General features: G+C 62.5%; 22 protein-coding genes. 12 read left to right on the top strand and 10 right to left on the bottom strand.

What is annotated here, in order from left to right:
• Nucleotides 1-39: 39 nt before the first annotated feature.
• The 7 genes from M1D43_RS28360 to nuoG are packed head-to-tail and all read left to right on the top strand — an operon-like array spanning nt 40 to nt 7,056.
• Nucleotides 40-405 carry an NADH-quinone oxidoreductase subunit A gene (locus M1D43_RS28360; protein WP_088218277.1) on the top strand — a complete coding sequence of 122 codons (366 nt, stop codon included), beginning with the start codon at nt 40-42 and terminating at the stop codon, nt 403-405.
• Nucleotides 393-896 (top strand): NuoB/complex I 20 kDa subunit family protein, encoded by a 504-nt coding sequence (locus M1D43_RS28355; RefSeq protein WP_010967801.1) that lies wholly within the window; start codon nt 393-395, stop codon nt 894-896. The genes M1D43_RS28360 and M1D43_RS28355 overlap by 13 nt, the downstream gene beginning before the upstream one ends.
• Nucleotides 893-1,441, top strand: coding sequence for an NADH-quinone oxidoreductase subunit C (locus M1D43_RS28350; protein ID WP_010967800.1), 549 nt, complete (start codon nt 893-895; stop codon nt 1,439-1,441). Before M1D43_RS28355 ends, M1D43_RS28350 begins: the two co-directional genes overlap by 4 nt.
• A gap of 16 nt (nt 1,442-1,457) precedes the next feature.
• Entirely contained in the window at nt 1,458-2,672 is a 1,215-nt protein-coding gene (nuoD, locus tag M1D43_RS28345) for an NADH dehydrogenase (quinone) subunit D (RefSeq protein WP_498814557.1), read from the top strand.
• Between the two features lie 18 nt (nt 2,673-2,690).
• Nucleotides 2,691-3,197, top strand: a complete 507-nt coding sequence (nuoE, locus tag M1D43_RS28340; RefSeq protein ID WP_318882535.1) for an NADH-quinone oxidoreductase subunit NuoE — start codon at nt 2,691-2,693, stop codon at nt 3,195-3,197.
• A gap of 3 nt (nt 3,198-3,200) precedes the next feature.
• Nucleotides 3,201-4,466 (top strand): NADH-quinone oxidoreductase subunit NuoF, encoded by a 1,266-nt coding sequence (gene nuoF / locus M1D43_RS28335; RefSeq protein WP_127673006.1) that lies wholly within the window; start codon nt 3,201-3,203, stop codon nt 4,464-4,466.
• Between the two features lie 28 nt (nt 4,467-4,494).
• Complete coding sequence (gene nuoG, locus M1D43_RS28330; RefSeq protein WP_153409375.1) at nt 4,495-7,056, top strand: NADH-quinone oxidoreductase subunit NuoG; 2,562 nt, start codon at nt 4,495-4,497, stop codon at nt 7,054-7,056.
• A gap of 91 nt (nt 7,057-7,147) precedes the next feature.
• Here the strand turns inward: nuoG and M1D43_RS28325 are convergent, their stop codons facing one another.
• From M1D43_RS28325 to M1D43_RS28310, 4 genes are all read right to left on the bottom strand, one after another.
• Nucleotides 7,148-7,588 carry a CBS domain-containing protein gene (locus tag M1D43_RS28325; protein ID WP_010967795.1) on the bottom strand — a complete coding sequence of 147 codons (441 nt, stop codon included), beginning with the start codon at nt 7,586-7,588 and terminating at the stop codon, nt 7,148-7,150.
• A gap of 43 nt (nt 7,589-7,631) precedes the next feature.
• Nucleotides 7,632-8,198 carry an NADH-quinone oxidoreductase subunit I gene (locus M1D43_RS28320; RefSeq protein ID WP_010967794.1) on the bottom strand — a complete coding sequence of 189 codons (567 nt, stop codon included), beginning with the start codon at nt 8,196-8,198 and terminating at the stop codon, nt 7,632-7,634.
• 69 nt (nt 8,199-8,267) lie between these two features.
• Nucleotides 8,268-9,254 (bottom strand): NADH-quinone oxidoreductase subunit NuoH, encoded by a 987-nt coding sequence (gene nuoH / locus M1D43_RS28315; protein ID WP_010967793.1) that lies wholly within the window; start codon nt 9,252-9,254, stop codon nt 8,268-8,270.
• 159 nt (nt 9,255-9,413) lie between these two features.
• A complete protein-coding gene (locus M1D43_RS28310) occupies nt 9,414-9,560 on the bottom strand; it encodes a hypothetical protein (protein WP_164822436.1) in 147 nt (48 codons plus the stop codon).
• 44 nt (nt 9,561-9,604) lie between these two features.
• On the opposite strand from M1D43_RS28310, the gene M1D43_RS28305 reads away from it, so the two are divergent.
• Complete coding sequence (locus tag M1D43_RS28305; RefSeq protein WP_003526979.1) at nt 9,605-9,796, top strand: DUF6494 family protein; 192 nt, start codon at nt 9,605-9,607, stop codon at nt 9,794-9,796.
• Nucleotides 9,797-9,841: 45 nt separating this feature from the next.
• Here the strand turns inward: M1D43_RS28305 and M1D43_RS28300 are convergent, their stop codons facing one another.
• The 5 genes from M1D43_RS28300 to M1D43_RS28280 all read right to left on the bottom strand — a co-directional run bounded on the left by M1D43_RS28300 (nt 9,842) and on the right by M1D43_RS28280 (nt 15,347).
• A complete protein-coding gene (locus tag M1D43_RS28300) occupies nt 9,842-10,762 on the bottom strand; it encodes an ABC transporter permease (protein WP_003526980.1) in 921 nt (306 codons plus the stop codon).
• Entirely contained in the window at nt 10,762-11,826 is a 1,065-nt protein-coding gene (locus M1D43_RS28295) for an ABC transporter permease (protein WP_013845536.1), read from the bottom strand. The genes M1D43_RS28300 and M1D43_RS28295 overlap by 1 nt, the downstream gene beginning before the upstream one ends.
• Complete coding sequence (locus tag M1D43_RS28290; protein WP_010967791.1) at nt 11,810-13,345, bottom strand: ABC transporter ATP-binding protein; 1,536 nt, start codon at nt 13,343-13,345, stop codon at nt 11,810-11,812. Before M1D43_RS28290 ends, M1D43_RS28295 begins: the two co-directional genes overlap by 17 nt.
• A gap of 84 nt (nt 13,346-13,429) precedes the next feature.
• Nucleotides 13,430-14,524, bottom strand: coding sequence for a BMP family ABC transporter substrate-binding protein (locus M1D43_RS28285; RefSeq protein ID WP_010967790.1), 1,095 nt, complete (start codon nt 14,522-14,524; stop codon nt 13,430-13,432).
• A 52-nt stretch (nt 14,525-14,576) separates the two neighbouring features.
• Nucleotides 14,577-15,347 (bottom strand): GntR family transcriptional regulator, encoded by a 771-nt coding sequence (locus M1D43_RS28280; protein ID WP_014528712.1) that lies wholly within the window; start codon nt 15,345-15,347, stop codon nt 14,577-14,579.
• Between the two features lie 231 nt (nt 15,348-15,578).
• On the opposite strand from M1D43_RS28280, the gene M1D43_RS28275 reads away from it, so the two are divergent.
• The 4 genes from M1D43_RS28275 to M1D43_RS28260 are packed head-to-tail and all read left to right on the top strand — an operon-like array spanning nt 15,579 to nt 19,839.
• Nucleotides 15,579-16,445, top strand: a complete 867-nt coding sequence (locus M1D43_RS28275; RefSeq protein ID WP_318876453.1) for an aromatic ring-hydroxylating dioxygenase subunit alpha — start codon at nt 15,579-15,581, stop codon at nt 16,443-16,445.
• A gap of 39 nt (nt 16,446-16,484) precedes the next feature.
• Nucleotides 16,485-17,390: an aromatic ring-hydroxylating dioxygenase subunit alpha gene (locus M1D43_RS28270; protein ID WP_498814555.1), complete on the top strand. Its 906-nt coding sequence runs from the start codon at nt 16,485-16,487 to the stop codon at nt 17,388-17,390.
• Nucleotides 17,391-17,414: 24 nt separating this feature from the next.
• Nucleotides 17,415-19,181: a PDR/VanB family oxidoreductase gene (locus M1D43_RS28265; RefSeq protein WP_498814553.1), complete on the top strand. Its 1,767-nt coding sequence runs from the start codon at nt 17,415-17,417 to the stop codon at nt 19,179-19,181.
• 10 nt (nt 19,182-19,191) lie between these two features.
• Complete coding sequence (locus M1D43_RS28260; RefSeq protein WP_498814552.1) at nt 19,192-19,839, top strand: glutathione S-transferase family protein; 648 nt, start codon at nt 19,192-19,194, stop codon at nt 19,837-19,839.
• A gap of 201 nt (nt 19,840-20,040) precedes the next feature.
• Here the strand turns inward: M1D43_RS28260 and M1D43_RS28255 are convergent, their stop codons facing one another.
• A complete protein-coding gene (locus tag M1D43_RS28255; RefSeq protein ID WP_014990162.1) occupies nt 20,041-21,153 on the bottom strand; it encodes a pyridoxal-phosphate-dependent aminotransferase family protein in 1,113 nt (370 codons plus the stop codon).
• Nucleotides 21,154-21,258 lie beyond the last annotated feature (105 nt).

The raw sequence follows: 21,258 nt of genomic DNA, 5'->3' as shown, positions 1-21,258 counted from the left end.
GCGGCTGAGAAAAGCCGCTGGTTGGCCAAGGCCAACGCTATGACGGCAATGGAGTTCCTGCCGGTTCTGTTTATGGCTACCGGGATAGTCCTGGTGGCGGCGGCGACGCTTTTCGTCTCATCGCTGTTGCGTCCGTCCAATCCCTATCCCGAGAAGAACGCCCCTTACGAATGCGGTATGGAAGCGGCGGGCGAGGCCGCAGGCGGGCGCTTCCGGGTTCCGTTCTTTATCCTCGCTATCCTCCTCGTGGTCTTCGATGTCGAAGCGATGTTCCTCTTTCCCTGGGCGGTCGTCCTGAAGGAGATCGGCTTCGTCGGCTATATCGAGATGTTCGTCTTCATGTTGCTGCTACTTGTGGGCTTCGCCTATGCCTGGCTGAAGGGGGCGCTGGAATGGCAGGAGTAAACGACGCGATTCGCGACAGCGTACTGTTCACCACGGCCGACAGCATCATCAGTTGGAGCCGGAGGTCGGCCCTGTGGCCCGAAACCTTCGGCATTGCCTGCTGCGCCATCGAAATGATCTCGGCCGGTTGCGCGCGCTACGACCTCGACCGGTTCGGCGTGGTGTTCCGGCCTTCTCCGCGGCAGTCCGATGTGATGATCATTGCCGGCACAGTCACGCGGAAATTCGCGCCCGTCGTGCGGCGGCTTTACGACCAGATGCCGGAACCGCGTTGGGTGATTGCGATGGGGACCTGCGCGATTTCGGGCGGAGTCTACAACACCTATGCCGTGGTGCAGGGATCGGAAACCTTCGTCCCCGTCGACGTGCATGTGCCCGGCTGTCCGCCGCGGCCGGAGGCGCTGATGCACGGTTTTCTCCTGCTTCAGGAGAAGATCAAGAAGTCCCGCGCACTTACCGGGACGCCCCTGGGACGGGTTATAGCATCATGACCGGGGAGCGGCCCGTCCATCTCACGGCGATCATTGGCAGCTTCGGGGGAGCGGTCGAGAATCTCGGCGCTGCGCATGGTATTTACGCCTTTGCCGTCCCACCGGAGCAGATCGTCGAGTTCTGTCGGTTCCTGAAAGAACACCCGGCGCTTGAGTTCGATTTCCTCTCGGACATATGCGGCGTCGATCACTATCCCGAGACGCCGCGCTTCGAGACGGTTTACCACCTCTATTCGCTGAAGAACAAATGGCGTGTTCGCATCAAGTGCCGGCTCGGCGAGCCGCCGCATGTTCCCACTGTCACGGGAGTCTGGCGAACCGCCAACTGGCATGAGCGCGAGGCCTGGGATATGTACGGCATCCGCTTCGAGGGGCATCCCGATCTGCGCCGCATCTACATGTGGGAAGGCTTCGAGGGCTTTCCGCAACGGAAGGATTTCCCCTTGAGGGGCTACAAGGACAAGCTGAACCCCTTCGGTGCCGAGGGGCCGCCGCCGACGCAGCCGGACCTCGCCACTAACGATATACCCCAAGGAGGCCGCTAGACGCCGGAGAGTTGAGATGACCGAAGTCACCGAGCTCATGAGGCCGGAAGGCGAAGCGCTCAATACCAAGGAGGTGCTTCTCAATCTCGGTCCGCAGCACCCGAGCACCCACGGGGTTCTGCGGCTCGTGCTCCAACTCGACGGCGAATATGTCGAGCGCGTCGACCCGCATATCGGCTATCTCCACCGTGGCACAGAAAAGCTCGCGGAGAGCTTCACCTATACGCAGATCTTCCCGCTGACCGACCGGCTCGACTATCTCTGTCCGCCTTCGAACAATCTGGCCTTCGCGCTCGCCGTGGAGAAGCTGCTCGGCATAGAAGCCCCGATCCGGGCGCAATATATCCGCGTCATGATGGCCGAACTCGCACGGATTTCCGGCCATCTCCTGATCACCGGCGCGCTGCCTATGGACCTGGGCGCCATGACGGCGCTGCTTTACGCCATGCGCGAGCGCGAAATGATCATGGACCTCCTGGAAATGATCACCGGTGCGCGCATGCACACGTCCTACTGCCGCGTCGGCGGGGTGCGCGAGGACCTGCCCGATGGATTCCTTCCGAAGATCCGGGAGTTCTGCGAGATATTCCCGAACCGGATCCGAGACTATGAGCGCCTGATAGAGAACAACCGGGTGTTTCTCAGCCGTACGCAAGGGGTCGGCGTGATCTCCGCAACGGACGCGATCGACCTCGGCCTGAGCGGACCGAACCTGCGTGCCTCCGGCGTCGACTGGGACATCCGGCGCGACGAACCCTATGAAATCTACGACCGGCTCGACTTCGACGTCATCACGCGCGAGGAGGGCGATTGCTATTCGCGCTGGCTTTGCCGGGTCGACGAGATGCGCGAGAGCATCCGCCTTATCGAACAATGCATGGAGCAGATGCCGGAGGGGCCGTTTCAGGTCGATATTCCGACGATCGCCTTCCCCGTCGATAAAGAGCGCGTGCATTGCTCGATGGAGGCCCTGATCCAGCATTTCGATCTCTCCGCCTATGGCTTCGACGTACCCGCGGGTGAGGTCTATTCGGTAATCGAGGCGCCCAAGGGGGAACTCGGCTTCTACATCATCAGCGACGGATCGCCGAAGCCGTTCCGCATGAAGGTGAGGGCGCCTTCCTTCGTCAATCTCCAGGCGCTCTTCGGCGTCACCAATGCATGCTACCTCGCCGACATGATCGCGGTGCTCGGCAGCCTCGACCCGGTGATGGCGGAGGTGGACAAGTAGCAGGGAGGATCGGACGCGATGACGATGCGCGAAGAGATCGAGGCGGCGGCGGCACGATACCCCGACCGGCGGTCGGCGATCATGCCCGCGCTCATGATCGCGCAGAAGGAGCATGGTCATCTGCCCGGCCCGGTTCTCGAAGAGGTCGCCCAAATCCTCGGCGTCGAGCGCGTTTGGGTCTATGAACTGGCGACCTTCTACACGCTCTTCCATACCGAACCGATCGGCAGGTTCCACCTGCAACTCTGCGACAACGTCTCCTGCATGCTGTGCGGATCCGAGGCGCTGCTGACGCATCTGCAAAAGACACTGGGGATCAGGAAGGGCGAGACCACGCCGGACGGTGCGTTCACGCTTTCGACCGTCGAATGTCTCGGGGCCTGCGAAATGGCTCCGGTTATGCAGGTCGGCGACGATTACCACGGCAACCTTGATGCCGCGCGGCTCGATGCGCTGCTGGAGAGCTTCCGCGCGGCGGAGCGGGTGACGAGCGTCGAGCGCGCTGCTGCGGCGCCAGGAGAGTAAGCCATGTTCGAGCCTGTCCTGCTCAGGAATGTCGATGTACCGGACGGTCATCTGCTGTCGACGTACGAGGCCGGCGGCGGCTACCGGGCGCTCAGGAAGGCGCTCGGCGAATATACGCCCGGCGAGATCGTCGAGCTCGTCAAGGAGTCCAACCTGCGCGGCCGCGGGGGTGCCGGGTTCCCGACGGGCATGAAGTGGAGCTTCGTGCCGAAAGCGGCCGGCAAGCCGAAATACCTCTGCTGCAATGCCGATGAAGGGGAACCCGGCACCTTCAAGGACCGCATCATCATGGAGCGTGACCCGCATCAGCTCATCGAGGGGCTGGCGGTCAGCGCCTATGCAATCGGAGCCGAGACGGCTTACGTCTACATTCGCGGAGAATATGTGACGGCTATACGCCGCATGGAACAGGCGATCGCCGAGGCACATGAAAACGGCTATCTGGGCATCGGCATTCTTGGCTCGGACTTCAATTTCATGGTCCACATCCATCGCGGTGCCGGCGCCTATATCTGCGGCGAGGAGACCGCAATGCTCGAGTCACTCGAGGGCAAGCGGGCGCAGCCGCGACTGAAGCCGCCGTTTCCGGCCGTGGCCGGGCTCTATGCCAGCCCCACTGTCATCAACAATGTCGAGACGCTTGCCTGCGTGCCGCATATCGTGATGCGCGGATCGGCATGGTTCCGCGGCATAGGGCCGGACAGGAGCCCCGGCCCGAAACTCTACTGCCTCAGCGGTCAGGTTCGCAAACCCGGCCTCTATGAGCTGCCGATGGGCATATCGCTGCGGGAGCTCGTCGAGGAGCACGCCGGCGGATCCCTGCCGGGGCGAAAGCTCAAGGCGGTGATTCCCGGTGGGGTATCGGCGCCGGTTATCCCGGAGGGCGAGCTCGAGGTGGGCATGGATTTCGACTCGCTCACTGCCGCCGGTTCGATGCTCGGCTCGGCAGGCGTGGTCGTGATCGACGACTCGACCTGCATGGTCAAGCTCGCCACGCGGATCATCGAGTTCTTCCACCATGAGTCCTGCGGCAAGTGCACGCCATGCCGGGAAGGATTGGACTGGACTGTGAAAGTCCTGCGGCGCATCGAGGCAGGCGAGGGTGAAACCGGCGACCTGGAGCAGTTGGAGATGCTCTGCAAGGGCATTTTCGGCAACACGTTTTGTGCCCTGGGCGACGGCGCGGCCATGGGACTGCGAGCCGCGCTCAAGCATTTCCGCGAGGAGTTCGTCGCGCATATCGAAGAGCGGAGGTGCCCTTTCCACTGAGGGGCACCGGGCCGGTCTGGGAGGAAGTATGATCAAGGTCACGATCGACGAACAATCGCTGGAGGTCGAGGCCGGCTCCACTGTGCTTGCCGCCGCCGAGCGTCTGGGCATCGAGATCCCCACCTTCTGCTACTGGAAGCGCCTACCGCCACTCGCCTCGTGCCGCATGTGTCTGGTGGAGATCGAGGGACTGCGGCGGCTGCAGCCGGCCTGCGCCACTGTGGCAGCAGACGGTATGGTGGTTCGGACAAATACGCCGCTGATTGAGGAAACGCGCTCGTCCATGCTCGACATGCTGCTCGCCAATCACCCGCTCGATTGCCCGATCTGCGACAAGGGCGGCGAGTGCGAACTTCAGGACATGGTCATGGCGTATGGGCCCGGCGAAAGCCGGTTCCGCGATCCAAAACGTGTGTTCCATTCGAAGGACATCCGTCTGAGCCCGGTCATCATCATGAATGTCAACCGGTGCATCCAGTGCCAGCGCTGCGTGCGCATGTGCGAGGAGGTCGTGGGCGCGGTGGCGCTAGGCACCGTCGAAAAGGGCATGGACACCGCCGTCACCGGTTTCGAGGGAAGTCTTGCAAGCTGCGACCAGTGCGGCAATTGCGTCGAGGTCTGCCCGGTCGGTGCGCTGATGAGTTTCCCCTATCGCTACAGGGCACGGCCCTGGGATCTCGCCGAGACCGACACGATCTGCCCGCATTGCGGCACCGGATGCCAGCTCACTGTCGGAGCGCGCAAAGGCGAGTTCATGCGCGTCCGCTCGGACTGGGAGCATGGGGTCAACCGCGAAACGCTTTGCGTGCGCGGCCGCTTCGGCCTCGACTTCATCGAGAGCCGGGATCGGATCAAGCGGCCGATGATCCGCCGCGATGGGGCGCTCACGCCGGTGTCATGGGAGGAGGCGGGCGATTTTCTCCGCCAGCGCCTCGGGGTAGCGGAGGGCAAGGCCGCCGGCGGGCTCATCTCGCCGCGTCTGCCGAACGAGGTGCTCTACCAGTTCCAGAAGCTGATGCGGACGGTGTTGCGCACCAATAATGTCGACTGCTCGTCGCGCTGGTCCGCGCCCCTCGACATTCTGGTCCCCATAGTGGCAAGCTTTTACAGCCGCGACCCTCTCGAACAGGTGATCGGCAAGGACTCCGTCCTTATCATCGGCGGCAATGTGACCGAGGAGAACCCGGTCACCGAATACCTCCTGCGCGATGCCGCGCGGCAGCGGCATACCCGCTTGCTCATGCTTTCGGCGCGGCCATCGCGCCTCGATGCCGATGCCCGGGCGGTCCTTCGCGCCCATCCCGGCGGCGAGGGTCAGAGCCTTGCCGCGGTCGTGGCTGCTCTCGTGGCCGTAACCGATGAGGGCTTGCCAGACGATATCCTTGCGAAGACCAGCGGGACGATCGCCAGTTCCGGCGCCAATGACGCGTTGGACCGTCTGGTCTCAACGCTCAAGGAAGGTCGGAGCGTCACTCTCCTGGTAAGCGTCGATCTGCTGAGATCACCGCTGGCGCGGAAGACGCTCGAGCAGCTCGGCAATCTCCTGCAACTCCTGCGCCTGCTAGGCAAGGAACCCTCGCTGCAGTTCCTCTTTGATCGTGCCAATCAGATGGGCGCCTGGGACATGGGTGTTCTGCCGGGAGTTTTGCCGGGGCTGGGCCCCATCGCCGATGAGGCAACACGCACGAAGTTCGAACGGAGCTGGGGCGCAGAGATCCCACGCGAACCGGGCGCCGATGTCGACGCGATGCTGCAACTCTGCGAAAAGGGGGGGATGGGCGTGCTCTATGTGGTCGGAAGCGACCCGCTGATATCCTATCCCGACCGGGAGTTCGTGGAGCGCGCACTCGGTGCCGCCAATCTTCTGATCGTGCAGGACGCGTTTCTCACCGATACGGCCGGACTGGCCGACGTCGTGCTGCCTGCGGCCGGTTACGGCGAAGAATCCGGCACGTTCACCAACAATGAAGGTCGTACCCAGGCGCTCCGCAAATTCCGCGAACCGGCTTTTGACGCCAGGAGCAATCTGGCGATCTTCGGCTTTATCGCGGCGCTTCGGGAGCAGCCGCTGCAGCCATCGACCGAGACCGTCATCTTCGAGGAGATGACCCGGTTGGTTCCCGCCTATGAAGGCTTGACGTGGGAAGGGCTTGGTGCCGACGGTGCCTTCACCACGTCAGCCCCGAAGCCTTGGACAAGCGGGTTCTTCGCTCCTCTGTCTGCACCTGGGGTGACGGACGTGCTGCAGCTGATCACCGGCAACTGCCTGTTCCACAATGGCTATGTTTCCGAGCACTCGGAAACCCTGAATTCGGTCGCAGATGACCCCTTTATCGAGATGAGCGCTCAGGATGCCGCTGGTCTCAGCCTTTCGGACGGCGATCAGGTGCTCGTGCGATCTGCCCGGGGCGAGCTGACGGCGAAGCTCAAGGTCAACAGGCGCTTTCCGCACGGGCTCGTGTTCGTTCCCGAAAACTACCGCGCCCTGCGGCTCAACAGCCTGATGCGGCGGGGCGAGTATCCATGTCTGGTGGAGATCCGAGAGTGTGCGAAGCGCGCAGAACCTGCTCTCGAGGACGACAGGGTCTGATTGCATCCGGATCGACGGGCAGAGGGGGTATATGCTGCAGCCTTGCTGTTGATCGGGTCGACTCCCAGGCAATCTGCGTCCGGCGATTTCGTCAGCGATAGTTGGCTCCGCAAATGTAATCGTGCATGTCCCGCTCCGCCTGCAATGCTTCTTCGAGCCGGTGTTTGACCACGTCGCCGATGCTGACCACGCCGACGGCATCGTTGCCGTCCATGACTAATACATGGCGCGTGCGCCGCTCGGTCATGATCGACATCACGAATGGGAGGAAATCCTCCGTCGAGCAGGTCGCGACAGTGCGGTTCATGATTTCTCCCACCCGCATCAGGGGTGCTTCGGTGCCGTACTCGGCCACGGCATAGCAGCAGTCCCGCTCCGAGAGTGTGCCCAGGCATTCCCCTGGCGAACGGCCGACGACGACGAAGCCGATATTCTTGTCGCGAAACAGCCGCAATACTTCCACCATCGTTTGATCCGGCGTGACCGAGAAGATTTCGGGAGACTTGCTCCCCAGGATTTGGCAGATGTGCATCTGAACCTCCAGTCCCTGCTTCGGCGCAACGCCCGGCGCGCCTTCACTTTCGTCGAATATTCCGCCACCAATTGTACCCGCGCGGCTCGCTGGCCTCGACCAGAACATCCCGTTCGGTGTTCAAGCGCGCAGCCACGACACCGCCGCCGGTCATCGCCTTGCCCGGCTTGGCGAGCAGATCGTCACGGCCGATCACCAAGTCGCGCGAGGAGAAACTCGAAAATTCATATTGTTGGCCAAGAGCGATCGCGTCCGCCGGGCAGGCGTCCTCGCAGAGCCCACAGAAGAGACAGCGGGCCGTGTCGATTTCGAATTTGGCAGGGCGCCGATTGCCCTTCTCGTCCTCGTAGGGGACCACTTCGATGCAGTCGCAGGGACAGATGCGCGCGCAAAGTTCGCAAGCGACGCATTTGATCTCGCCCTCGTCGTCACGCTTGAGGAAATGATGCCCGCGATAGCGCGAATAGGGCAGCCACTTCTCCTTGTCCGGATATTGCATGGTGACGGGTCTGGAAAACATGTAGCCGAAGGTCAAAGCCAAACCATTCGCCAGATCGGCGAAGAAGGCCCAGCCGATCCATCTTCCAGCTTTGTCCAGTGCACGCGACATGGCCGCCTCGCTGCGGCTCCTGAGAGTCGTCTTGCATGTCCGTGCCCAGAGCTTCCGGGGCGGCATGCATCAAGAAAATACAACACCGCTGATGATTATGTTCGCCAAAGACAGGGGAAGCAAGACCTTCCATCCGATCGCCATCAGTTGGTCGTAGCGGTAACGGGGGAAGGTGAAGCGGAACCACATGAACAAATAGACGAAGAAGGCAACCTTCAGCAAAAACCAGAGGAGCGGCGGCAGCGGGATGAGCACGCCGTTCCACCCGCCGAAGAACAGGATCACGGTGAGGACCGACACCAGCACCATCACGACATATTCGCTGACCATGAACAAGGCGAAGCGAATGCCGCTATATTCGGTGTGGAACCCGGCTCCCAGATCGCCTTCGGCTTCCGCAAGGTCGAAAGGAATTCGCTGCGCTTCTGCAAGGCCCGCGACGAAGAACACGAAAAATCCGATCGGCTGATAAACGACATTCCAGACGTCGGTTTGCGCCCGCACGATGTCCAGCAGGCTCATGGATTGCGCCAGCATGACGACACCGATGACCGCGAACCCCATCGGGATTTCGTAGCTGATCATTTGCGCGCAGGTCCGCAGAGAACCAAGGACCGCATATTTGCTGTTTGCCGCCCAGCCGCCGAAGATGACGCCATAGACCTCCAGCCCGATCACCGCGAAGACGAAAAGCAGCGCCACGTTCAGGTTGGAAATGTAGAGCGTGATCTCGTTGCCGAGGACCGAAACGCTTTCGCCGAACGGGATTGCTGCAAACACCACGAAGGGCGGGGCAAGCGCCAGGATCGGTGCCAGTTTGAACAGGAAGCGGTCGGCTTCGGCCGGTATATGATCCTCCTTGGTCAGAAGCTTGATCCCGTCCGCCACCGGCTGCAGCAGTCCGTGCCAGCCCACGCGCATCGGTCCCATCCTCTGCTGCATGTGCCCGGCGATTTTGCGTTCCAACCACGTCAGCGGCAGGGGCAGCAACAGCAGGATCGCGATCACCAAGGCGACCTTGAAGACGATCACGCCGAGGGCGACGATAAGTTCCATGACTTTGAGTCCGTTGCCCGGCGCGCATGTTGTCGGACGCGCAGAGCACGATGTGGCACTCTGGATCGCTGCATGACTTCATCCTTGGTTCGGCCAGGTTCTTAAGGCAACATGCAGCAGCGCGCGTTTTGCGCACCTGTCAGCCTCACGGTACAGCCGTCACGCTCCACTTGCAATGAGGGGGCAAGGAACCGGCGTCGACAGCATCTGCCGGCGGTATGCTGAACCCGATCCCCACATGGCGGAGGCGGCCTCGCGGCTGATCTGGTTTTCAGCAATCCGCGCGGCCGTTGCTTCCTTGTTCACGCCCCTTCTCCTACAATCACTTCCAGAGACAGAGGAGTCCTGCCATGAGCGAAGATGCCTTCAATATGTCGATCCGCAAGTTCCTGAAAGAAGTTGGAGTCACGTCGCAGCGAGAGATCGAGGAGACGGTGCGCAAGGGGCAGATCGACGGCAACAAGTTGAAAGTCCGCATGACGCTGACGGCGGAAGGCACCGATCTCAATCACGTAGTGGCGGGTGAGATAGAGCTTCCATAACCCGAGAGCGGAAGCTCCAGCATCACCGCCACCTTTCCTGGAACGCTAGCTCGCCGCCCGGAATGGCTTTGCCAGCGACGCCGGGAAGTGCAGCGTCAGCAATTGGCGATTTTGCGAGATGATCACGAGAACTATGATCGTCGCGAGATAGGGAAGCGCCGAGAGCAGCTCCGAAGGGACCGCGATGCCGAGAGCCTGGCCCTGCAGCTGCAGGATCGTCATGCCGCCGAACAGCCAGGCGCCGATCAGCACGCGCAACGGCCGCCATGTCGCAAAGACGACGAGTGCCAGCGAGATCCAGCCCTTGCCGGCCGTCATGTTTTCCACCCAGAGCGGCGTGTAAGCGACCGACAGGTATGCCCCGGCAAGGCCAGCCATCAGACCACCGAAAAGCACCGCCAGATATCTGATCCTGATGACAGGATAGCCGATCGCGTGCGACGTCTCAGGCGACTCGCCGATGGTGCGCAAGATGAGGCCTCCCTTGGTGCGGTAGAGGAACCAGGTGATGAGGCCGAACATCCCGATTGCCAGATAGACCATCGGATCGAAGCGGAAGAACATCGGCCCGACCACCGGGATATCGGAGAGGAAGGGGATATGGACGCGCTTCAGCGCATCGATCGGCGCGCTGCCGAACCCGCGGCCCAGAAACGCCGAAACCCCCGACCCGAATATGGCGAGCGCCAGGCCGGCGGCATATTGGTTTGTCAGAAACGTCAGCGCCAGCACTCCGAAGAGAAGCGAGGTGGCGGCGCCGGCGAGTGCGCCGGCGGCGATGGCCACGGGCATCGGCAGGCCGGCGATCACCGCCCAGAAGGCGAAGGCCGCCCCCATCAGCATCATGCCCTCGAGTCCCAGGTTGAGCACGCCGGACTTCTCGACGACGAGCTCGCCAAGGGCTGCGAATATCAATGGCGTCGCGGCGATAATGGTCCCGGTGAAAATGGCAATGAAAAGATCCATCAGGCGTGCTCCGGAAGACGAAGACGATAGTAGATGAAGAAGTCGGCAGCGAGCAGGAAGAACAGGAGGATGCCCTGGAAGATGCGGGTGAGCGCCGCCGGCAGGCCGAGGGTCATCTGGACGGTTTCGCCGCCGAGGAAGAGGAGCGACATCAGCAGCCCCCCGAGCACGATGCCAAAGGCGTTCAGCCGTCCGATGAAGGCGACGATGATGGCGGCAAAGCCGTAACCGGGCGAGATCTGGGGCGACAATTGTCCGAGCGGGCCGGCCACTTCCGCCATACCGGCGATGCCTGCCGCAGCGCCACCCGCAAGCAGCCCTGTCCAGACTGCGGAGGACTCGCGAAAGCCCGCATAGCGTGCCGCAAGCGGAGCGGCGCCGCTCACCGACATCTTGTAGCCGAGAAAGCTGCGATCGGTGAAGAGCCACATCATGACGACCGCCACGGCCGTGATGAAGATCGACGGATTGAGCCGGTAGGAATAATCGAAAGGCTCGAACATTGCCGCCGCGGGCAGGAGCGCCGTTTGCGGATAGTTGAAGCCCGCCGGATCGCGCCACGGCCCGTGCACCAGAAAGGACAGCAGCAGCGTCGCGATATAGGTCAGCATGAGCGTGACCAGGATCTCGTTGGTGTTCATGCGGGCTCTGAGAAATGCCGGGATCGCTGCCCATGCCATGCCGGCTCCTGCGCCGGCGAGAAACATCAGGGGAATGAGGAGCGGGCTTTCGGGATCGGGATAGAAAAGGCCGACGCCACAGGCTGCGATAGCGCCGATGATGAGTTGTCCCTCGGCGCCGATGTTCCAGATGTTGGCACGGAATCCGACCGCCAGTCCGCAGGCGATCAGGATCAGAGGCGAAGCCTTGAGCAGCCACTCCGAAAGGCCGTTGGTGGAATTGATGGGCGCCACGAAAAAGGCGTGCAGCGTCGCCAGCGGATCATAGCCGAGCGCGGCAAACAGTACGGACCCGGCGAGAAAGGTCAGCGCGGTGGCGATCACCGGAGCGGCGATGCGCATCTGGGCGGATGGTTCCTGCCGTTGTTCAATCCTCAAGCGCAACTTCGCTTCTCCTCGTTTCGCCATGGCCGACCCGGGTCATCAACAGGCCGATCTCTTCGCGATTGGTCTGCTTTCTGATCAATGGAGGGGAAACGCGGCCGTTGGAAATGACCAGCAAACGGTCGCAAATCTCGAATAGTTCATCGAGCTCCTCCGATACGACGAGCACCGCGGCGCCGCCGCGGCTTAGATCGACAAGCGTCTGGCGGATGAAGGCAGCTGCACCGACATCCACGCCCCAGGTCGGCTGGGACACGAGAAGAATCTTCGGCTCCAGGGTGAGTTCGCGGCCGACGATGAATTTCTGCAGGTTGCCGCCGGAGAGGCTTTGCGCGCTCGCTTGCGGTCCATTCGCCTTCACCTTGAAGCGCTCGATAATGTGCCTCGCGAACTCGCCGGCCCGCCTGCGGTCGACGAGAGCGTTGCGCACGAGGCCCGCCCGGTGGGCCGTCAGCACTGCGTTTTCCCATAGGGCATGGGGCGGAACCGCGCCACGGCCGAGGCGTTCCTCCGGGACGAAGGCCATGCCGAGCTTGCGCCGTTCGCCGGCGTTGAGATGGCCGGACGGTCTGCCGCCGATGAGGATCGTCTCCGCACGCGGATGGGTCCGCTCGCCGCTCAACAGCGCGATCAACTCCGCCTGGCCATTGCCCGACACACCGGCCAGTCCGACGATCTCGCCGCCATGCACCTCGAGGGATACATCCGTCAGCTCGGTGCCGTACTTGTCCCGGGCGGGAGCGGACAGCCCTCGGACTTCCAGCAGCGGCTTGGCGCTCGGGGCTGAAGGACTGACATGCATTTGCGGAAGCTGCGAGCCGACCATCATCCGGGCGAGCTCCAGCGACGTCGATTCCTTGGGTTTTGCCGTGCCGGTCACCTTGCCGTTGCGCAGCACCGTGGCGGTGTCGCAAAGTTCCTGCACTTCATCGAGCTTGTGGCTGATATAGACGATGCTGCAGCCTTCGCTTGCCAGTTGGCGAAGCGTTTCGAAGAGCTTCACCACGGCTTGCGGCGTAAGCACCGAGGTCGGCTCGTCCAGGATCAGAAGTTTGGGTGACTGCAGGAGGCATCGCACGATCTCCACGCGCTGCCGCTCGCCGACGGAGAGATCGTGCACCCTGCGGTGCGGATCGATCGGCATGCCGTAGCGTGCCGAGAGGGTCTTGATCTCGGCCGCGAGCCGGTCGAGGTCGAAAGTGCCTTTGACCGCCAGGGCGATATTCTCGACCACCGAGACGGATTCGAAGAGCGCGAAATGCTGGTAGACCATCTCGATCCCGAGCGAACGCGAGATTGCGGGATTGTGCGCTTCGATCCGTCTGCCGTCGCAATAGATCTCGCCCGAATCGGCTTGAGCCGCGCCATAGATGATCTTCATCAGCGTCGATTTGCCGGCGCCGTTCTCTCCGAGGACGGCGTGTATCTCTCCCGGCAGGATCGACAGCGAGACGGCGTCGTTCGCGACGGTGCCGGGATAACATTTGGTAATGCTGCGCAGTTCGAGGCGGGGGATCATGGCCGCTCCTGCCGTGGTTGTGCGTTGGCGACGACGTGTCCGCGGCGCGGATTCCGCCGCGGCACGCCGATTTCAGGACGCGGCTCAGCTGAGCTTGCCGATCATTCCCCTGACGAACCAGTTCATCCCCCGGATGTCGGTATCCGAAAGAACCGACCCGGCAGCGACCTTGACGTTGCCGTCCTGGTCCTTGAGCTCGCCGGCATAGGGATGGATCTTGCCCGCTGCGATATCGGCTTCGAGCTGCTTCAATTTGGCCTGGATGTCGGCAGGGATCGCCTCGTTATAGGGGGCCATCTTGACGACGCCGGCGGCAAGCCCATCCCAACGCGCCTCGGCCTTCCAGGTGCCCTCCGCGACGCCTTTTGCGGCACGCAGATACTCACTGGACCAGTCGAGCGTAAAGGCCGTGAGTTGTTTGCCGGAGCCGAACTTGGCCATGTCGCTGGCGTAGCCGATCGACCAGGCGCCGCCTTCGCCGGCCACCTGTACGCCGGTTGCCGTATCGGTCATCGAACAGATGACGTCGCAGCCTTGCGACAGCAGTGTATTGGCGGCTTCCTTCTCCTTGCCCGGGTCGAACCAGGAGTTGAGGAAGATGGCGTTGCAGGTGACCTCCGGATTGACGCTCTGCGCGCCGAGAAGAAGCGCATTCGCCGGCCCGACAATGTCCGGGATCGGGAAGCCGCCGATGAAGCCGATCTTGCCGGACTTGCTCATATGCCCGCCGGCAGCGCCCGCGACGAAGGTGCCCTCGTAATATTTGGCCTCGAAGGTGCCGAGGTTTGCGCGGTGCACGATGCCCGAACAGTGTTCGAAGGCCGTCTTGGGGAAGCGCGGCGCCACCTTCTGCATCGGCGTGCCGTGCGAGAAGCTGGTCCCGAAAATCAGCTGATTTCCCGAGGCGGCGAGCTCGCGGAAGACGCGCTCGGCATCCTGGGGCATGAAGATGTTGTCGATGACCGTTATGGCGACTTTGTCGCCGAATTCCTTCTTGATCGCGTCGACGCCCAGGCTGTGCTGTTTGGTCCAGCCAATCTCGGCGATCGGCGAGACATAGACGACGCCGATCTTGAGCGGCTCCTCCGCGCCCGCGAAGCTGGCAAGGCTTCCGGTTCCGAGTGCCACACCGGTCGCGCCGGAATATCGAAGGAATTGTCGTCTGGTCAGGTTGAACATGGCAGTACCCCTTTGTCGTTCGTGTCGTTTCTCCGGCTTGTGTCCGCCGGATCTATTTCGTGGCGTGAACGTGGCGACCCGCGCCGGTCCCGCCGCTTTCTCCCGTTTTCCTGCGAGGCGCCGGCTTAGGCGCCTCGTCTGCTTTGCCGTCGAGATAGGGCTGAAGCGCCTCCCGCGGCGTCAGCTCCGGAAAGACCTGCCGATCCATGATATAACCGCGTACGACGCTGCGGTGATGGGTGTCGATCAGTTCCATGACGGGCTTCAGCCGGCCCTTTTCGAGCAGATCGATCACGCGCTGGTGGTCGTCCAGCAGATTGCAATAGTCGAAATCGGCGGAGATCAGTGAGCGCAGGAGCGTGGTGCGCCGGACGAGCTGCGCGTGAATTTCCTGCATGACCTTGTTTCGGCTGAGGCGAACGAAGAGAGTATGAAACTCCTGGCCGAGAACGTCGGCAAGCGCGTCGTTGCCGGATGCGACGGCTTGGCGTTGCCGCTCCACGTGCTGGCGCAACTCGGCGAAGCCGGCGGGCCCGAGCCGGTCGCAGAGCTGGGCGGCGACGCCCTGTTCCACGAGCGTCAGCGCGTCGTATATCTCCATCGCCTCTTGCATGCTCGGGCGCGCGACAAAGGCGCCGCGATTGCGCTCGATCTGCGCCAGCCCGTCGTCGGCAAGCCTGATCAGCGCCTGGCGGATGACGATGCGGCTGACCTCGAAGATTTCCGCAAGTTCGCGCTCGCCGAGCTTGCATCCGGGTACGAGCCGGTGATCGATGATCGCCCGGGTCAGGATATCGGCAATCGCCTGCGAACGGCTGCTCATGACGGGTCTCTCCATCTCCCGCAGAAAATCTGCGGGACGGTCGCACCGGAATGTTGCATGGCCACATATCCGGCGTTACGAATTCCATATCGGTATTCAATCAAATCAAGCTGTCAATCAAAAAACACGTTTTGCCATGCAAATTTTTATTGATTGGTATCCAATCTTGTGGTTCCAATGAGTTCATCAAGGAGCTAGGTTCATCGGGAAGCGCTAGCCAGGGAGGGTGCGATGAGCAGAACTGCCCTTTGTAGCGATCGAGTTCTTCTTAATGACTGGCATGTCGTTGCGGACCTGACGAACCTGTCGTCGACCGCGCCCTTTCACACCCGCCTGCTCGGTGTTGATCTCACCATCCACTGTGGTGGGCGCTATCGCCGACAGGTGGTTCGCAGCCATGGCGGCGAGCCGGTGAATTCCGACAGCCGTTACGGTTTTCTCTGGGCTTGTCTCGGCAAGCCCGAGCGCGACATCGTCTTCGTGCCGGAGGCGAACGAGGCGGACCGTTATCTCGTGACCGGTGGATCGATCGCCGTGAACGTCTCGGGGCTGCGCGCGGTCGAGAACTTCCTAGACATGGGGCACTTTCCTTTCATTCACACGGGCTGGCTCGGTGAGGAACCGCACACCGAGGTCGCGCCCTACAAGGTCGAGCTTACCGACGCCGACGAGGTCGTGGCGACCGAATGCAAGTTCTATCAGCCGGTCGCATCGCCAACAGCGAAGGAAGGCTTCGTCGTCGATTACATCTACAAGGTGATCCGTCCGTACACGGTGGCGCTTTACAAGAGCAATCCTGTTCATAAGGCGCGGCTCGACGTAATCACGCTCTTCGTGCAGCCGGTTGACGAGGAACGCTGCATCGCCCATCCGTTCCTCTGCTACCTGAAGGAAGGCGTCAGCGAGGCCTCGATCCGCAGCTTCATGCAATTGATCTTCGCCCAGGACAAGCCGATCCTGGAAAATCAGCTGCCGAAAAGGCTGCCGCTTGACCCGCGCGCCGAAACCCCGATCCGAGCCGATGCCGTTTCCGTCTATTACCGCCGATGGCTGCGCGATCGCGCGGTCACCTTCGGCGCGATCCCGGCCCGGATGTAACCGCCTTATGATCAGACGCCATTCACGGAGATGAACGACATGAGCCCGACCAAATGCCAGGACCAGGTGGTTCTCGATCTTTGGCACCCGCTGGCGGCGCTGGAGGAGATGCCGGCGAGGACGGTTCAGGATACGGTGCTGCTCGAGGAACGCATCAGCTATGTCTCGGACGGCGAAGGCAAGGCGGCCGCCTGGCATTCGCGCCCGGAGCTCCCTGCCGGCCGCCGGGTCGATATCGATACGCTCGACGGCGGTCTTCCGGTCAAGATGGCCTACGGGTATATCTGGACCTCGCTGGGCACGCCGCCGGCCGAGCTGTTCGCGATTCCGGAATATGCGGAGTCTGACCGTCGCAGACTGAATGCTGCCAGCATCGGCGTCAATGTCTCGGCGCCGCGCGCGATCGAGAATTTCCTCGACATGGGCCATTTCCCCTATGTCCACACCGACATTCTCGGAGCCGAACCGCACACGGAGGTCAAGGAGTACGACGTCGAGCTTTCGGTCGAGCGCGATGAGATCGTCGCCACGCGCTGTCGCTTCTTTCAGCCGATGGCCTCGACCGCATCGACCGGCGGTGCCGATGTCGAGTACATCTATCGGGTGCCGCACCCCTACTGCTCGGTGCTTTACAAATCCAGCCCCGTCGACGAGAGCCGCCTCGACGTCATCGCCGTTTTCCTTCAGCCGGTCGATCAGGAGCATGTCCGCGCGCATATGATGCTCTGTGTCCTCGACGAAGAGAACGAAGACAAGGTGATCAAACGCTTCCAGCAAACGATCTTCGGCCAGGACAAGCCGATCCTGGAAAACCAGTTTCCGAAGCGTCTCCCGCTCGACCCGCGGGCCGAGACGCCGATCCGCGCCGACAAGTCTGCGATCGCCTACCGCCGTTGGCTCAGCCAGAAGGGCGTGACCTACGGGGTCATCCCGGCCGCCACCTGACGTTTCAGAATTCTGGAGAGAACGATGCTCGATACCGCCAAGACCAGATGGCATCCCGTTGCCGCATCCTATGATCTGCCGTTCCGCCACATCTTTCATGCCCAGTTGCTCGGCCGCGAGTTCGCCGTCTGGCGTGCCGACGACGGCTACGTCAATATCTGGGAGAACCGCTGTCTGCACCGCGGCGTCCGCCTTTCGATCGGCATCAACGATGGCCGTGAGTTGAAGTGCCAGTATCATGGCTGGCGCTATTCCAACCGCACCGCCGGCTGTACCTATATTCCGGCGCACCCGGCCGACGCTCCGGCCCGCACCATTACCAACCGTACCTTTGCGAGCGTCGAGCGCTATGGCCTCGTCTGGACGGCGGAGGAGCCTCAAGGGGACGTGCCGGAAGTTACAGGCCTCGCCGAAGGCGATCTTCTCACCCTTCGCGGCATTCCGGTCAATGCGCCGGCCGATGTCGTGGTGGCGGCTCTGACAGGCTACCGCTTCCAGCCGAACGGCTGCCTCGAAGGCAGAGCGGCGGATATGTCGCTTAAGGCGAGCGACGGCTTCTCGGTGGCGCTCACGGCCCGCGAAGAGGGCGCCGAGACGCTTGCCGTGTTCTTCGTCCAGCCGGTCGACTCCAACCGTTCGGTCATCCGCGGCGTACTCGATTCCTCGCCGCGCGGCGCCGAACGGCTTACCGTCCTGCACCACCACAACGAAAGGCTTTCGAAGCTTCGCGAGATCGTGGAGCGCGAGGCTCAAGCCGCACCGCAGCCGGCGCCGCTCGAGCCGGTGATCGAGCGCGTTTCGCCGGAACTGGCCGAGCTGCCGGAGATGACCGCCCACGGCCGCAAGGCGACGATCCGTGTCACGGTCGCGCGAAAGTGGATGGCCGCGGACGGGATCGCGGCGTTCGAGCTTCGCCCGATCAAGGGCCTGCTGCCGACTTTCCAGCCCGGCGCCCATATCGACGTGCACATGCCGAACGGGCTGATCCGCCAATATTCGATCACCAATGGCCCGGGCGAAAGCGACAGCTACGTTATCGGGGTCAAGCTGGAACGGGAATCGAAGGGCGGCTCGCGATGCATGCATGAGACGCTTCGCGCGGGCGACGTCCTGGCGATTTCGGAGCCGCGCAACAATTTCCCGCTGCGTCGCGATGCCGAGAAGACGATTTTCGTCGCCGGCGGCATCGGCGCCACGCCGCTGATTGCCATGGCACAGGCTCTTAAGAACCAGAGCCTGGACTTCGCCTTCCACTACTTCGCCCAGAACCAGGCACAGCTCGCCTTTCCGGAAAAGACCGCTCTCCTCGGCGAGGCGCTGAAGCCCCAGCTCGGGCTCGACCCGGAAGGGACCGCAGCTAAGCTCAAGGACATTCTTTCCGGGTATCGGCCCGGCATGCATGTCTATCTCTGCGGTCCGGGGCCCATGCTCGAGGCGGCGCGCCGGATCGCTGCGGAGGCCGGCTGGCCGGAAACTGCGGTGCATTTCGAGTATTTCAAGAACACCAATACGATAGACGACAGTTCGAGCTTCGAGGTGGCGCTGGCGCGCTCCTGCGTGACATTCAAGGTGCCGGCCGGCAGGACCATCCTCGATGTGATGCGCGAAGTCGGGATCGATATGCCGTCATCCTGCGAGCAGGGTGCCTGCGGCACCTGTCTTGCGACCGTGATCGAGGGTGAGCCCGATCACCAGGACGTCTATTTGAACGACGCCGAGCGCAAGTCCGGCACCAAGATCATGACCTGCGTGTCGCGCGCCAAATCCGCGCGCCTCGTCCTCGATCTCTAGGAGCTGCCCGATGATCACCCTCTACGATTACGAACTCTCGGGCAACTGCTACAAGCTCAGACTTCTGATGAGCATGCTCGGCATCGAGTACAAGACGGTACCGGTCGATTTCTATCCCGGCCGCGAACACAAGTCGGATTGGTTCCTGAAGCTCAATCCGCTTGGACAACTCCCGGTGATCGAGGATGACGGACTGGTGCTGCGCGACGCGCAGGCGATCCTCGTCTACATCGGCTCCAAATATGATCCTTCCGGCACCTGGTATCCGCGTGACAACCCGGCGCTGCTCGGCGAGATCAGTCAGTGGCTCGCCTTTGCGGACGGGATCACGGGCACGGCTTCGGCCGCGCGTCTCCATGACGGCCTGTTCTACGAACTGGACGTCGAGGCGGCTCGGGCCGGTGCGCATAGGCTGTTTCGCATCCTCGACGAGCATCTCTGGTTCGGCGAGCAGGAAGGGCGCGACTGGATCTGCTCGGCCCCACACCCGACCATCGCTGACATCGCCTGTTTCCCCTACATCATGCTGTCGGAAGAGGGGGGCATTCCCCGGCAGGACTATCCGGCAATCCGTCGTTGGTGCGATCGCCTCAAGCGGATCAAAGGCTTCACGGTCATGTCGGGGATCTTTCCTGCCGGCCCGGCGCGTGCCGCTTGAGGGCGTTCCAGCGACTGGATTGCGTGCGTCGATACGGCGAGGTCGCGCAGTCGACATCCGTACGGCGCTCGCATTGGTGGAGCGGCAACTCCGCCTGAGGAGGCGGGAACCTCTCACAGCACATGCACGCTATCGCCGCCGCCCACGGAGCGGAACCCTCCCGATTGCGCCAATGACAGTTCCTGCGGGGGCTGGTACGCCCTACGGCAGAACTGCCGCGATCGCTTCGGCCAAGCGATCGACATTCTCGATCCGACAAGTCTCGCCCATCAGTCCGATGCGCCAGATGCGCCCGGCGAGCGGCCCGAGTCCTCCGCCGATCTCGATCCCGAATTCGTCAAGCAGCCGTCTTCGCTCGGGCACGTCCTTCACGCCTTCCGGGAGCCAAACCGTATTCAGCTGCGGCAGTCGGTGCTCCTTGTCGACGACGAAGGCGATGCCCAGCCCTTGTAACCGTTCGACCAGCCGGTCATGGGCGGCGCGGTGACGCGCCCAGGCAGTCTCCAAGCCTTCGCCCAACAGGCGGGAAAGGCTTTCGTGCAGGCCGTAAAGCGCATTGACCGGCGCGGTGTGGTGATAGGATCTGGCACCCTCCCCCTCCCAGTACCCAAGCATAAGACCGAGATCGAGGAACCAGCTCTGGATTGGCGTCTTGCGCGCCTTCACTGCCGAGACGGCGCGATCGGAAAAGGTGATCGGCGCAAGGCCTGGCGGCGCGGACAGACATTTCTGCGTACCGGCATAGACGGCGTCCGCCTGCCATTCGTCAACCGACACCGGAATCCCGCCGAGGCCCGTAACGGTATCCACGACCGACAGCAACCCCGCTTCGCGCGCGAGGGCACAGAGGGAGGCCGCATCCGATCGCACTCCGGTCGAAGTCTCCGCGTGCACGAAAGCGAGCAGCTTGGCCTGCGGTGCCTCCAGAATCGACGCGCGAACCGCCTCGGGGTCAACAGGCTTGCCCCATTCGACGGAAACCAGCCGTACCTCCGCGCCCGCGCGCCGGGCAATTTCGGCCATGCGTCCACCGAACACGCCGTTTTGCGCGATAATGGCGGTGTCGCCTGGCTCGAGCAGCGTCACCAACGCCATCTCCATGGCGAGCGAGGCCGGGGCCGATAGGGGGAAAGTCACACGGTTATCTGTTCGGAAAGCGAGGCGGAGTTGATCCTTGATGCGGTCCATCAATCCCACGAAGCTGGGGTCGAGATGGCCGATCGTCGGTCGCGCCTGTGCCGCGAGCACTTCCGGCGAGACGTTGGAGGGACCGGGGCCCATCAGCAGGCGGGGCGGCGGGGAAAAAGCATTCATCAGAGCATTCCTCTGCCGGCGGTCCCGGCGCGTTTGTTGCCGGGAGAAAGATGCAAGCAGAGGCGGCGTTAAGTAAAGTTTAGTTTATTTAGAAGTTCGATAAGA

Source organism: Ensifer sp. R1-3, assembly GCF_056739175.1.
This window is presented reverse-complemented; position numbering and strand designations above follow the sequence as displayed.